Genomic DNA, 13318 nt, shown 5'->3' with positions numbered 1-13318 from the left:
TGCTCCGGGGGTCAGCTGGTGAAGATGAGGTACTGCCAGGTTCCGTACGTCGTCGAGTTCACGTTGTCGCCCGACGTCGTGTCGATGTAGGACGAACGGACCCGGAAGCGGACGCCCTTGGGCGGGGTGCCGCCGAGGGTGAGCGTGGCCTTGCCGCCGGAGCCGAGGACGAAGTACGCGGAGTGCGTGGCACGCCAGGCGCCCTGGTAGTAACCCTCCATCTCCACCTTGTACTTACGGCCCGGGTAGGGCGTCATCGTCGTGGTGAGGACGGGAGCCTTGGACTGGTGGAAGTAGCGGTACGTCTGGCTCCACGCCGTCTTGCTCGTGTAGTAGCCGCTGAGCCCGTTCGTGACGCTGACGCGTGCGCCGACCGTGCTGGTGGCCGTCGCGGGCGCGTAGCGGGTGTCGCCCGTGAACTGGGCGGTGAGCTTGGTGTCACGGGTGAGGTCGAGGGTGACGGAGAGGTTGCCGGAGGAGTCGACCGTGCCGGACTTGACCAGCTTGTTGGGCTTGTCGGCGCCGTACGGGTCGGCGTAGATCGCGACCGTGCGGTTCTTGTACGTCGTCCCCAGGTGCGCCGTGAACTTCACCGCGCTGTTGTACGAGTACACCGAACCGTTGTTGGAGAGGGTCAGCGTCGTCGCCGTGGGGGCGACCGTCACGGTGCTCGTGGCGGTGGCGCCCGCGTGGTCCTGGTCGCCCGCGTAGCTGACCGTGTACGTCACCTTGCCGCCGGCCTGCGGGGTGTCGGCGAAGGAGTACGAGCCGTCGGCGGCGACCGGCGCCGTGCCGAGCGCCGTGCCGGACGGGGACTCGGCGTCGGTGCGGGTGACCGAGACCGTCGTGCCGGACGGGAGGGTGCCCGACGTCAGCTTGCCGGTGACGGTGAGGGGCTTGGCGCGGACGGCGGTGGCCGGGGCGCTCGCCGTCAGGGTGCTGGCGGTCTTCAGCGGGCTGTCGTAGATCCGCAGCGAGTAGACCTTGTTGCTGTCGTACGACACCGCGAACAGCTTGCTCTCGTCCGGTGCCCAGGCCAGGCCCGCGCCCGCCAGTTCGTCGGAGGCGCTGCCTCCGGTGGAGCTGGGGAAGTCGTACTCCCTCGTGGGAGCCGAGGCGCCCGCCTTGAAGACGTGGACGTCGGATCCGTACATCGAGTCCGTACCGGCGGCCACGTCGCCGTTCGGCGCGATGTCCACGGCGTCCGGGTAGTTGGTGGTCTGGTACTTGCCGTCCGCCGTCAGGTCGGAGAGCTTGTAGACCGCCTGGTAGTACGGCGATCCGCTGGCGGTGACCACGTCCTTGCCGTCCGGAGTGACCGCGAGGTCGCGCAGGTTGCCGCCACCGGTGCTGCCCGGGTCGAAGGCGTACGCGGTGCGGCTCGCGGCGCCCGACGAGACGTCGTACACGGCGAGTTCGACCGGGCTCTGGCCGGGCACGCCCGCCACCAGGGTGCCCGGGGCGCCGGGTGAGGCGTCCAGGATCGGCGCCTGGTAGAAGGTGCGCGCGTCCTGGTTCAGGGTGACGACGGGGGCGGCGCCGCTCAGGTCGAGCGAGCCGATGTTCCCCTTGGCCGCGCCGCCGTAGCCGAACCAGAGCTTGCCGCCGGTGTAGGCGACGTACTCGGGGTCCGTGCCGTCGCCCGTCGGGTAGCTGTGGGCCTCGGTGGCGGTCGCCGTGTCGATGGCGACGATGGCGTTGGCGTCACCGACGGCCGCGTACAGGGTGCCGGAGTCGGCGGACAGCTCCAGGCCGCGGACGCCCGGCAGTGAGTCGACGGTACCGACGACCGTACCGCTGTAGTCGGTCGCGACGACCTTTCCGCTGGTCGGGTCGCTGATGAAGACCCGCTGGTGGACGCCGTCCACGACGACGTCGCCGGTCGACTTGACCGGCAGGAGGATGCTGGAGTCGGCCAGCGCGGGCGCGGCCGAGGTGACCGCGAGCGCGGCCGAACTGAAGACGACCGCGAGCGCGGTCGTAGCCGGAAGAGTGCGTATGCGCACGGTGGTTTCGAACCCCCCGGAACGAAAAAGAGCCCCAGTCGACCTGGGGAAGTGACGGGAGCATAAATCACACCTGTGACAGCGGGGACAAGAGGGGGGCAAGGATGATCAAATCTCATCCGGGAAGCGGCCTGGCTGTGCTGCGCCGCACGATCAGTTCCACCGGGACGCTCACCAGCCGCGGCGCTGCGGCCACCGGGGCGCCGTCGATGCGGGCGAGCAGCAGGCGCAGCGCACTGCGCCCGATCTCCGCGAAGTCGGTGCGGACGGTGGTGAGCGGGGGCAGCAGATGCGCCGCCTCGGGAATGTCGTCGTAGCCGACCACGCTCACGTCCTCCGGGACCCGGCGACCGGCCTCGTGGCAGGCCCGCAGGACCCCCAGGGCCATCTGGTCGTTGGACGCGAACACGGCGGTGACCTCGGGGTCTTCGGCCATCCGGCGGCCCAGCTCGTAGCCGGAGTCGGCGCTCCAGTCGCCGGTCAGCGGGGCCGGGACGGCCGCCCCGGCGGCGCGGAGCGTGCTGCGCCAGCTCTCCAGGCGGCGGTCGGCGGAGGCCCAGCCGGGCGGCCCCGCGATGTGCCGGACGGTGGCGTGGCCGAGGCCCAGCAGATGCTCGGTGGCCAGGCGGGCGCCGGTGGCGGAGTCCGCGGTGACCCAGGGGGTGCCGTCCCCCAGATCGCTCTCCAGCACCACCATGGGCGTGTCCAGGCGCGCCTCCGCGAGCGCGGCGCCGACCCAGCGCTGCGGGGCGATGGCGATGACGCCGTCCGCTCCCTCGGCCGACAGCCGGTCGGCGGCACGTACCACGGTGTCCCGGTCCGCGGTGTCCAGCGCGATCGAGCTGAGCAGGTAACCGGCCTCCTGGGCCGCCCCGTTGATCGCGGTCAGGATGGAGGCGGGGCCGTAGCGCGCCGCGTCGAAGGAGATCACGCCGAGCATCCTGGTCCGGCCGCTGGCCAGCGAGCGGGCGCTGCGGCTGGGGCGGTAGCCGAGCGTGCGCATGGCCTCCAGGACCGCGTCGCGGGTCTCCGGGCGGACCGCGGGGTTCTCGTTCAGGACGCGGGAGACGGTCTGTTTGGACACGCCGGCCAGCCGCGCCACGTCGTCCATCACGGGCCGCGTGCCCGCGAAGTTGCGCCGGCTGCGGCCCCTGGGGGACGGGGCGGGGGCGGAGTCGTCGTCGGGGCTGCGGGTCATCGCGGTGACGCCCCCTCGCTTGCCCGGGTGGCCCTGGCCAGCCACACCGTCGCCGCCAGGCAGAGGGCCGACACACCGCCCAGCAGCAGCGGTACGGCCCGGATGTCCGACCATTCGATCGCCTTGCCGAGGGCCGGGCCCGCCGCCACCCCGCCCACCATGGACGCGGCGATGACCAGCGCGCCCGCCCGCCGGGCCCGGGGTGCCGCCTGGTTGAGCCAGGGCAGTCCGGTGGGGAAGATCGGCGCGATGAACAGGCCGACCCCGGCGTACGCGTAGGGGGCGAGGGCGGGTACGGCCGCCAGCAGCAGGCAGACCGTCATGCCGGCGCAGGACACGGTGATCAGGGCCGGGGCCGGGAAGCGCAGCGCGAGCGGCGCGACCAGGAACCGGCCCACCGTCATCATCAGCCAGTACACGGAGGTGGCGGTCGCGGCGGCCCCGGCGCCGTAGCCGACGGTCTCCAGGTGCGTGGGCTCCCAGCCGCCGACGCCCGCCTCGATGCCGACGTGCAGGACGTACAGCGCGACGAACACGGAGAGCACGGAGAGCAGGCTGCGGGACAGGACGGGGCCGGTCGCGGCCTCTTCCTCGGCTCCGGCCGCCGGTCGCCCCGGCGCCCGGTCGCGTACCCCTCTCAGGCACAGCAGCAGCGGAAGATCGGCCACCGCGAAGGCGAGGAACACCGCCGGGTAGTGGGCGGCGCCGACCGCGCCGATCAGGGCCGGGCCGAGGATCGCGCCGATGCCGAAGTGTGCGTTGAGGACGTTCAGCATCGCCGTCGAACGACGGCCGAAGCCGACGGCGAACAGCTGGTTGAGGCCGTAGTCGATGCCGCCGAAGCCCAGCCCCGCGAGCAGTGCGGCGGTCAGGGCCAGGGGCCAGTTCGGGGCCAGCGCGAAGCCGGCCGCGCCGAGCGCCATCAGCAGGTACGACGTCGCCAGGATCTGCCGGTTGCCGAGGCGGCCGTAGAGCCGGTCGAAGAGCAGGACGCCCGCCACGCCGCCGACGAAGTGGGCGCTCAGCCCGAGCCCGGCGGCCGACGGGGAGAGGCCGAACTCCTGGCGCAGGGCCGGGATCGAGGGGCCGTAGAAGGCCTGCAGCGCGCCGATAAGGACGAAGCCGACGCAGGAGGCGACGACGGCGGCCGGGCTGAAGACGGGGGTGTCGGTGGCCCCGGGCGCGGCCGGCTGTCCGGTCTCGGTCTCGGTCTCGGTCTCGGTGTCAATCTCCGTCACTTGAGTGACTGTTACCGGTAACAGCTCGGGCGTCAAGGTGTTTGAGCTGTTCCGGGCCTCAGTTGTTCAGGGTCTCGTCGTACGGATCGGACGGGGTCGGGACCGGCTTGGCCTCGGTGACCTGGAGGAACGGGATACGTCCGTTGTTGACCGGGTCCTTCGCGCGACGAGCGGTGTACGTCCCCGTCACCTGCAGCCACGCGTCCGGTTGCAGGACCGGCGGGATCTTGCCGGTGAGGCCGATCTTCACCGGCTGGGCGTCGGCGGCACAGCAGTTGAGGGCCATGCGGACCAGGTAGGGGGTGCCGGCCTGGTCGAGGGCCACGAAGCCGGTGACGCGCACGGTGCGGCCCCGCAGGGAGCGGCCGTCGTCGTACGCCGCGCGGCCCGCGTAGTCCACCAGGTTGAGCGGGACCGGATTTCCGGCGGGCAGGTGCAGGTAGCCGTACGGCTTCTGCAGGGCCGTACCCGCGCGCATGGCGCTGTAGGAGCCGAGCGCCGGCGGGGCGATGAGGATGAGGGCGAGGAGGGGGAGGACCAGGAGCCAGGAGATACGGGGTTCGGGGTGGACGTGCTCCTCGGGGGCGTGGCCGTCCGGGGCGTGGGCGTCGGGGGCGTGCGCGTCCGTGGAGTGCTGGGCGGTCTTGCGTCGGCCGTGCTTCCACTCGTACCAAGCCGTCGCCAGCGCCGCCACGATCAGCACCGCTCCCGAGGCCAGCAGCAGGGGCTGAAGTCCCGCCTTGACGTAGCGCAGATAGAGGTCGGTGAGGCCCGCGTGCAGCAGGGCCGCACCCACCAGGAACATGACCGCCGCCTGGGCCTGCCGGTTCACAGCAGCACCGCCCCGGTCAGGACCCCGCCGGCGATGGCGAGGACGAAGGTGGCGGGGGCGAAGCGCAGGGCGAATCCGCGGCCGAAGGTGCCCGCCTGCATCGCGAAGAGCTTCAGGTCGATCATCGGGCCGACCACCAGGAACGCCAGCTTCGCCGTGAGCGAGAACTGGGTCAGCGAGGCCGCCACGAACGCGTCCGCCTCCGAGCAGATGGACAGCAGTACGGCGAGGACGGCGAGGGCGAGGACCGAGAACACCGGGTTGCCGGCCGCCATACGCAGCCACTCCGCCGGGACCACCGCCTTCAGCGTCGCCGCGGCCATCGCGCCCAGCACCAGGAAGCCGCCGGCGTGCATGACGTCGTGCCGTACCGAGCCCCAGAACGCCTCCCCCTTGGTCTCGCCCTCGTGCCCGGTGTGCGCCGGCATGCGCAGCCAGTCGGTCCGGCCCAGCCGCTGCCACAGCCAGCCCATCGCGCAGGCCACCAGCAGACTCGCGGCGAACCGGCCCAGCACCATCTCGGGGTTGTGGGGGAAGGCGACGGCGGTGGCGGTCAGCACGATGGGGTTGATCGCGGGGGCGGACAGCAGGAACGCGATCGCCGCCGCCGGGGTGACTCCGCGCCGTACCAGCGCGCCCGCCACCGGCACCGAGGCGCACTCGCAGCCCGGAAGTACGGCGCCCGCCACCCCGGCCACCGGTACGGCCAGGGCGGGCCGGCTGGGCAGGGCGCGGGCGAAGAAGGACGGGGGCACGAAGACCGCTATCGCCGCCGAGAGCAGGACGCCGAGGACGAGGAACGGCAGGGCCTGGACGACCACCGCCACGAACACCGTCATCCAGCTCTGCATCACGGGGGTGGACAGCGCGCCCCGGACGCGGCCCTGGAACACCACCACCAGGAGCAGCAGCAGGGTCAGCGCCAGCGGGGAGTTGAGATGCCAGCCCTCGCGGCCCTTCTCGGCCGCCGGGGCCGCCGGTGCGGTGTGTCCGGCCTGCCCGGTCCGGCCCGGCTGGCCGGTCTGCTGCGACCGCTCGGGCGGGGCTTCTTCGGTGATGGCCACGGGTGGGGTACCTCCGGCTGTGTGCTCCCTCCCCCTGAGTACGCGGGTCGGGGCACAGGTGTTCAGGTCATTGCTGGAACCACCCGTCTCCATGGGGCAGTCTTTCCCCTCGTGGGGAGCGTTCCGAATCAGGGTGGGCATCATGACGCGCCCGCGCACATGGTGGTGTGCGGGGACGACGGGCTGGCGCACCGGCTGGCCGCCGAGTTGCGCGGAGTGTACGGCGAGCAGGTCACGCTCGTCGTGCCGCCGAACGAGCGCACGGCACCGGCGCCGGTCGTCGGGCGGCCCAGGGCCACGTCGGCGGGGCTGCTGGACCGGATGGTGAACGCCGCGGTCGGCCGGGCGGGCGGCGGCAACGGTCATGGTGGTGCGGGTGCCGCGGCCGCGTCCTCCGGGAGCACGAGCACCGGAGGTGCCGGCGAACCCGGGCGTGCGGACCGGGTGTTGGAGGCCGGTGAGGCCACCGAGGCGGTGCTCGCCGAGGCGGGCGTGGAGCGGGCCGGCGCGCTGGCGCTCGTGTACGACGACGACGAGACCAACATCCGTGCCGCGCTCACCGCGCGCCGGCTCAATCCCCGGCTGCGGCTCGTACTGCGCCTGTACAACCGGCGGCTCGGGCAGCACATCGAGGAACTCCTCGACCAGGCCGCCGCGTTGGTGTTCGCTGAGGGCGAGGGAGGCGACGCCTCCACGACCGTGCTGTCCGACGCGGACACCGCCGCTCCGGCGCTGGCCGCCACCGCGCTCGTCGGGACCACCAAGGTCGTCCAGACCGACGGACTGCTGCTGCGGGCCGTGGAGCGGACGCCCCCGGGGCCGGGGCAGACCGTCGACACGGGCCTGTGCACGCTTGCCCTGCTCTCGGCGACCAGCACCGATCCCGCCGGGGCCGACGGCTCGGAGGGCAGCGGGGAGCAGGGGCCCCGGCTGCTGCCGGACGAGGCGGAGGTGCGGGAGGCGGCCGGGCGGGGCGTCGTGGTGCTGGAGCAGGTGTCCTCCTCGGCCCGGGAGTCGTCGGTGGCCGCGCTCGGGGTGGGCCGGGTGCCGCCGTTGGCCTCGCTGTTCTCGCGGCGGCTGCGGTGGTCGCTGGCCGGGATGGTGGGGTGCGTCGTCGCGCTGGCCCTCGCGCTGTCGCTGGTGACGGGGATCCATCCGCTGCGGGCCTTCTACCTGACGTTGCTGGACCTGTTCGCGATCGACAATCCGGCCATCGGCGAGTCCACCGGCCGGCAGATCCTCCAGTTGCTTTCGGGGCTGACGGGGTTGCTGCTGCTGCCGGTGCTGCTGGCGGCCGTGCTGGAGGCGCTGGGGACCTTCCGGACCGCGTCCGCGTTGCGCAAGCCGCCGCGGGGGCTGGGCGGGCATGTGGTGCTGCTCGGGCTGGGCAAGATCGGGACGCGGGTGCTGACCCGGCTGCGGGAGCTGCACATCCCGGTGGTGTGCGTGGAGTCCGGTCCGGAGGCGCGCGGGCTGGCGACGGCTCGGCGGCTGCGGGTGCCGGTGGTGCTGGGGGACGTGACACAGGAGGGGGTGCTGGAGGCCGCCAAGATCCACCGGGCGAGCGCGCTGCTGGCGGTGACCAGTTCGGACACGACGAACCTGGAGGCGGTGCTGTACGCGCGGTCCGTGCGGCCGGATCTGCGGGTGGTGCTGCGGCTGTACGACGACGACTTCGCCACGGCCGTCTACCGGACGCTGCGGGCCGCCCATCCGGGGGCGCAGACCCGCAGCCGGAGCGTGTCGCATCTGTCCGCGCCCGCGTTCGCCGGGGCGATGCTGGGCCGGCAGATCCTCGGCGCGATTCCCGTCGAACGGCGGGTGCTGCTGTTCGCCGCGGTGGAGGTGGGCGGGCATCCGCAGTTGGAGGGGCGGACCGTGGCGGAGGCGTTCCGGGCCGGGGCGTGGCGGGTGCTGGCGCTGGAGGGACGACTGCACGTCTCCGCCGAGCATGTGCTCAAGCCCGGCGACCGTGTGGTGCTGGCGGCCACCCGGCGGGGCCTCGCGGAACTCCTGGGCCACCGCCCGGCGGCCTCACCGGGCTGAGGGGCCGTGGGCGGGCCGGGGGTTGCAGACGGGCCGAGAGGTCGGCCGGCCCGCCTGCCCGACGCGCCCCTCAGGCGCACCACCCGCCCGAGCGGCGACCGTCACCCCCACCGTCCGCCCAGGAGGCAACCCCCACCGCCTACCCGTCGGTCAGGTGGCGGGTCGCGAACTCCAGTTCCAGCCTCACCTGCTTGATCCGTTCGTCCACGACCAGTGATCCGTGCCCGGCGTCGTACCGGTACACCTCGTGGGCCGCCCCGCGTGTCTCCAGCCGCTTGACGTAGTTGTCGATCTGGCGGATCGGGCAGCGTGGGTCGTTGAGGCCCGCCGAGATGTACACGGGCGCGGTGACCCGGTCCACGTAGGTGATCGGGGACGACGCCTCGAAGCGCTCCGGGACCTCCTCCGGGGTGCCGCCCAGCAGCGTGCGGTCCATGGCCTTCAGGGCCTCCATCTCGTCGTGGTAGGCAGTGACGTAGTCGGCGACCGGGACCACCGCGATGCCCACCGTCCAGGACTCCGGCTGGGTGCCGAGGCCCAGGAGGGTGAGGTAGCCGCCCCAGGAACCGCCGGTGAGGACGAGTCGGTCGGGGTCGGCCAGGCCCGAGGAGACGGCCCAGTCGCGGACCGCGGCCACGTCCTCCAGCTCGATCAGGCCCACCCGGTGCTTGAGGGCGTCGGTCCAGGCGCGGCCGTAGCCGGTGGAGCCCCGGTAGTTGACGCGGACCACCGCGTAGCCGTGGTCCACCCAGGCCGCCGGGCCGGCCGCGAAGGAGTCGCTGTCGTGCCAGGTCGGACCGCCGTGCAGGTCGAAGACGGTGGGCAGCGGGCCGGTCGCGCCGGCCGGTTTCTGGACCAGGGCGTGGACAGGGCCGCCCGGCCCCGGCACCCACACGTCCTCCACCGGCACCGAGGGCGGGCACTTCATGCCCGGCGGGTCCAGCACCACCCCGCCCGTCGTGGAGCGGACCGCCGGCGGCTCGGCGGCCGAGGACCACAGGTACTCCACGCTGCCGTCGGGCCGGGCCGTCGCCCCGGAGACCGAGCCGGGCGGGGTCGGGATCCGGGTCAGCTCGCGGGTGGTCAGGTCGAAGCGGAACAGTTCGCTGCGGGCCTCGAAGCTGTGGACGACGAGCAGGGCCGAGCCGTCCGGATACCACTCGGCGCCGACGTCACCGGGCAGCTCCAGGGCCAGGTCCGTCTCCTCGCCCGAGGCGACGTTCCACACCAGGGGCTCCCAGCGGCCGCGCCGCTGGTGGCCGATCAGCAGCCGGCTGTCCCCCTCGACCGGTGCGAAGCCGAGCACCTCCAGGCCCAGTTCCTCGGTGCCGCCCTTGGTGTCGTCCAGGTCGGCGACCGCCGTACCGTCCGGGCGCAGTACGCGCAGCGCCGAGTGCATCGCGTCGCCGTGCTCGGTGTGCTCGACGGCGATCAGGGAGCCGTCGTGGGAGAGGTCGCCGACGCCCGCCGACTCGCGGTGCCGGTACAGCTCGAAGGGGGCCTCGCCCGCGCGCGTGACGTGGATCGTCGTGCCCTCCTCGTCGGTGGAGCGGCCGACCACCGCCGTACGACCGTCCCGGCCCAGGGCCAGGCCCGCCGGGTAGGAGGGGTCGAGGCCCGGGGCGGCCGGTTCGTCCGGGCCGCCCTCGAAGGGCTGGCGGCGCCAGATGCCGAACTCGTCGCCGTCCTTGTCGTCGAACCACCAGATCCACGCGCCGTCCGGGGAGAGCAGCCCGTCGGTCGTGCCGTTGGCCCGGTCGGTGACCTGCCGCTGGTGGCCGGTCCTCCGGTCCCACGCGTACAGCTCGTACGTCCCCGTCGCGTTCGACACGAACAGCGAACGGTCCGGGGCGTCCTCCGCCCAGTCGGGCAGCGACACCCGCGGCGCCCGGAAGCGCTTCTCCCAGTCCGGCATCGGCGTCGCGCTGCCGCCGTCCGGCGTCCTGCTCTCACTCATGGCACCCGTCATGGCCCCATACTGCCCGCCCCCACCGACAATCCGCTGCCGGGTGTCCGCAGCCTGTGGACAACTTCGCGACCAGGGCCGCGCGGCGGTGCACGGGGCCGCCTAATCCGGCCCCAAGGACCGGCCGCGCCGAGGGCGCCGTACCGTTGGGGGCGTGTACCGGTTTCTGCTGACACCCCGCTGGTGGGGCATCAACGTCTTCGTGCTGCTCGCCATCCCGTTCTGCCTCTTCATGGGGTCGTGGCAGCTGAGCCGGTTCGAGGCCCGGGTGCAGGAGCACCGCAACGCCACCGCGCAGGCCGCCTCCGACAGGAGCGAGGCGGCCCGACCGCTGGCCTCGATGCTGCCCGTCGACCAGGCCACCTCGGGCCGCCGGGTCAGCGCGAGCGGCCGCTACGGCAAGCAGCTCCTGGTCCCCGGCCGGCGACTGGACGACAAGCCCGGCTTCTACGTGCTGACGCTGCTGCGCACCGACTCCGGCAAGGCCCTGCCCGTGGTGCGCGGCTGGCTGCCCGGCACCGCGGACCCGGCCAAGGCGCCCGCCCCGCCCTCCGGCGAGGTCACCGTCACCGGCGCGCTCCAGGCCTCCGAGACACCGGGCGACAACGGCGTCAGCGCCCAGGGCGGCCTGCCGGCGGGGCAGACGGCGGCGATCAGCTCGGCCTCGCTGGTGAACCTGGTGCCGTACCGGCTGTACGACGCCTGGGTCACCCTCGACCGGGCCGACCCGGGGATGAAGGCCGTGCCCGCGAGCGCCCCCGACAACACCGGTCTTGACCTGAAGGCGTTCCAGAACCTCGGCTACACCGGTGAGTGGTTCGTCTTCGCGGGGTTCGTGGTCTTCATGTGGTTCCGGCTGCTGCGCCGCGAGGCGGAGTTCGCCCGGGACGCGGCGCTGGGCCTGGTCCCGGAACCGGACCAGCAGCCGGTGACCGCCGGCGGCTGAGAGCCACGGCAGCCGGGGCTACGGCGCCGCCAGCACCCCGGTCCAGTACACGACCCCCGCGCACTCGTCGGGCACGGTCGCCGAGACCGTCGGCGAGCCCGCCTGCGGGGTGTGGGAGACCACGACGCTGCCGTCGGCCGGGCCGTCCTCGGTGAGGAGCTGGGTGGTCGCTCCCGAGGTGCTGCCGCCCGTGCCGGCGCCGCTGGTCGTGCCGGCGTCCTGGGTCGGCGACGGGTCGGGAGAGGGGCTGCTGCCACCGCCCGTGCCGCCGGTGGTGGAACCGCCGGTGGTGGGGCAGGTCCCGGAGGGCACGAAGGCGAACTTCTCCTCGTAGGCCGCCCCCGGCTGCAGGATCAGCGCTGCGACCTCCTGGGAGGGGTCGGGCAGACCCGCCGCCGCGTCCCCGGCGACGTGCCGGGCGGCCCTGACCTTGGCGGCGTCCGCGGCACCCTGCGCCGACAGGCCGATCGTGCCGACGCCGCCCACGGTGCAGCTGCCGCCGGAGACGTTGGTGACGCGGAAGACGCCGTAGACCACGCCCGCGGAGTCGGGCGCGGCGGCGCTGCCGGAGGTGGAGCCCAGCTGGGCCGCCGTGCACAGCGGGGCGCTCGCGGCCACGGAGGGCGAGGGGCCGGGGCCGCCGGTGCCGCCGCCGGTGCCGCCGCTCCTGCCGTGCCCGGGGTCCTTGCTGGCGCCCTTGCCGGGCCCTGCGTTCTTGCCGCCGTCCCGTGTGGCGCCGGTTCCGCCGTCGGGGTTCTTCTCCTGTCCGGCGCCGCCCTGGGCCTGGCTGCTCTGCCCGGCCATGGCGGTGTCGGGGTCGGAGCCGCCGGAGTCGGAGACGTGCACCAGGGCCGGGATGGCGGTGCCGATGAACAGGGCCGCGGCCGCCATGCCGACGGCCGCCTGCCGCTTGCGCGCCCGGCGGGCCGGCACGGCGCGGCGCAGGTGGTCGAGGGCACCGTCGCGCGGCTCCATGTCCTCGACCGCCGACTGCAGCAACCGGCGCAGGGCCGACTCGTCCGATTCGAGCCCCTCGGGGCCCTTTTCGTCGGGGCCGTGGTTCACAGTTCCGTTCCCAGCGTGCGATGACGTGTGCTCTTGCGCCGATGGCGTGTGTTCTTGCGCGGGCCGAGCCGTCGGCCCGTGCCAGGCGTAGGGCTCGTGGCGGTCAGGGGAGTCGCCTCCCTCGGGGCGCTCGCTCATGCGGGCGTCTCCATCGCCACGCGCAGCGCCGCGATGCCGCGCGAACCGTAGGCCTTCACCGAACCCAGCGAGATCCCGAGGGTCTCGGCGACCTGGGCCTCGGTCATGTCCGCGAAGTAGCGCAGGACCAGGACCTCGCGCTGGCGGCGCTGCAGGCCCTTCATCGCCTTGATGAGGTCCCGGCGCTCCAGGCTGTCGTAGGCGCCCTCCTCCGCGCTGGCCATGTCCGGCATCGGCTTGGAGAGCAGTTTCAGGCCGAGTATGCGGCGGCGCAGGGCGGAGCGGGAGAGGTTGACGACCGTCTGGCGCAGGTACGCCAGGGTCTTCTCGGGGTCGCGGACGCGCTTGCGGGCCGAGTGGACCCGGATGAAGGCCTCCTGGACGACGTCCTCGCAGGAGGCGGTGTCGTCGAGGAGGAGCGCGGCGAGGCCCAGCAGCGAGCGGTAGTGCGCCCGGTAGGTCTCGGTGAGGTGGTCGACCGTGGTGCCGACGGCCACCGTGTTCTCGGCGGACTCGCCGTCTCGCTGACCGGGTATGCGGGCGGGCCGCGCTGCGGGCACGGGCGCGATCACCGGCATGCCGCCGGGCGTGCCGGGCATGCGCGGTCGAAGCGTCGCGCGGGGCCGAAGGGCCGTACCGCGGGCCGCCACCGTGAAGTCGAGAACCTCTGCCACGCCAGTTGGACACGCTTCCCCCCGTGGGGGTTGTACGTGCCGGGCGTCACGTTCGCGCCCGGTGCCCCGGGCATGACTCTTCCCCCGGCCCGCGCGCACGCGTCCGGCAGCACATCCGACGGTGGCTCACTGGCCGTCATGCGTC

Annotated in this window: 10 protein-coding genes; 2 read left to right on the top strand and 8 right to left on the bottom strand. The window is 73.6% G+C overall.

Features of this window, described 5'->3' with window-relative positions:
* Positions 1-11: 11 nt before the first annotated feature.
* From ACFYMM_RS11730 to ACFYMM_RS11710, 5 genes are all read right to left on the bottom strand, one after another.
* Positions 12-2006 carry a YncE family protein gene (locus tag ACFYMM_RS11730; protein WP_388385660.1) on the bottom strand — a complete coding sequence of 665 codons (1995 nt, stop codon included), beginning with the start codon at positions 2004-2006 and terminating at the stop codon, positions 12-14.
* 115 nt (positions 2007-2121) lie between these two features.
* Entirely contained in the window at positions 2122-3204 is a 1083-nt protein-coding gene (locus ACFYMM_RS11725; protein WP_388385659.1) for a LacI family DNA-binding transcriptional regulator, read from the bottom strand.
* Positions 3201-4316, bottom strand: coding sequence for an MFS transporter (locus ACFYMM_RS11720; RefSeq protein WP_388385796.1), 1116 nt, complete (start codon positions 4314-4316; stop codon positions 3201-3203). Before ACFYMM_RS11720 ends, ACFYMM_RS11725 begins: the two co-directional genes overlap by 4 nt.
* A gap of 184 nt (positions 4317-4500) precedes the next feature.
* Positions 4501-5274 carry a TIGR03943 family putative permease subunit gene (locus ACFYMM_RS11715; protein ID WP_388385658.1) on the bottom strand — a complete coding sequence of 258 codons (774 nt, stop codon included), beginning with the start codon at positions 5272-5274 and terminating at the stop codon, positions 4501-4503.
* The gene (locus ACFYMM_RS11710) at positions 5271-6338 is read right to left on the bottom strand and encodes a permease (RefSeq protein ID WP_388385657.1); all 1068 of its coding nucleotides are present in this window, start codon (positions 6336-6338) and stop codon (positions 5271-5273) included. The genes ACFYMM_RS11715 and ACFYMM_RS11710 overlap by 4 nt, the downstream gene beginning before the upstream one ends.
* 159 nt (positions 6339-6497) lie before the next feature.
* Here ACFYMM_RS11710 and ACFYMM_RS11705 point away from each other — a divergent pair, with 159 nt between their 5' ends.
* Positions 6498-8384 carry an NAD-binding protein gene (locus ACFYMM_RS11705; RefSeq protein WP_388385795.1) on the top strand — a complete coding sequence of 629 codons (1887 nt, stop codon included), beginning with the start codon at positions 6498-6500 and terminating at the stop codon, positions 8382-8384.
* A 139-nt stretch (positions 8385-8523) separates the two neighbouring features.
* Here ACFYMM_RS11705 and ACFYMM_RS11700 read toward each other — a convergent pair whose 3' ends face one another.
* Positions 8524-10341: a prolyl oligopeptidase family serine peptidase gene (locus tag ACFYMM_RS11700; protein WP_388385656.1), complete on the bottom strand. Its 1818-nt coding sequence runs from the start codon at positions 10339-10341 to the stop codon at positions 8524-8526.
* A gap of 163 nt (positions 10342-10504) precedes the next feature.
* Between ACFYMM_RS11700 and ACFYMM_RS11695 the strand changes: the two genes are divergently transcribed.
* A complete protein-coding gene (locus tag ACFYMM_RS11695; protein ID WP_388385655.1) occupies positions 10505-11296 on the top strand; it encodes an SURF1 family protein in 792 nt (263 codons plus the stop codon).
* Positions 11297-11314: 18 nt separating this feature from the next.
* On the opposite strand, the gene ACFYMM_RS11690 is transcribed toward ACFYMM_RS11695, so the two are convergent.
* Together ACFYMM_RS11690 and ACFYMM_RS11685 are read right to left on the bottom strand one after the other, a co-directional pair.
* A complete protein-coding gene (locus ACFYMM_RS11690) occupies positions 11315-12361 on the bottom strand; it encodes a hypothetical protein (RefSeq protein WP_388385654.1) in 1047 nt (348 codons plus the stop codon).
* Positions 12362-12495: 134 nt separating this feature from the next.
* Entirely contained in the window at positions 12496-13173 is a 678-nt protein-coding gene (locus ACFYMM_RS11685) for a SigE family RNA polymerase sigma factor (protein WP_388385653.1), read from the bottom strand.
* Between the last annotated feature and the right edge of the window lie 145 nt (positions 13174-13318).

The organism is Streptomyces sp. NPDC006739, from assembly GCF_042869815.1.
GTDB lineage: Bacteria > Actinomycetota > Actinomycetes > Streptomycetales > Streptomycetaceae > Streptomyces.
This window is presented reverse-complemented; position numbering and strand designations above follow the sequence as displayed.

Coding starts and splice junctions, on each gene's coding strand:
- ACFYMM_RS11700 (WP_388385656.1), bottom strand. CDS start 10,341: ATGAGTGAGAGCAGGACGCCGGACGGCGGCAGCGCGACGCCGATGCCG.
- ACFYMM_RS11705 (WP_388385795.1), top strand. CDS start 6,498: ATGGTGGTGTGCGGGGACGACGGGCTGGCGCACCGGCTGGCCGCCGAG.
- ACFYMM_RS11725 (WP_388385659.1), bottom strand. CDS start 3,204: ATGACCCGCAGCCCCGACGACGACTCCGCCCCCGCCCCGTCCCCCAGG.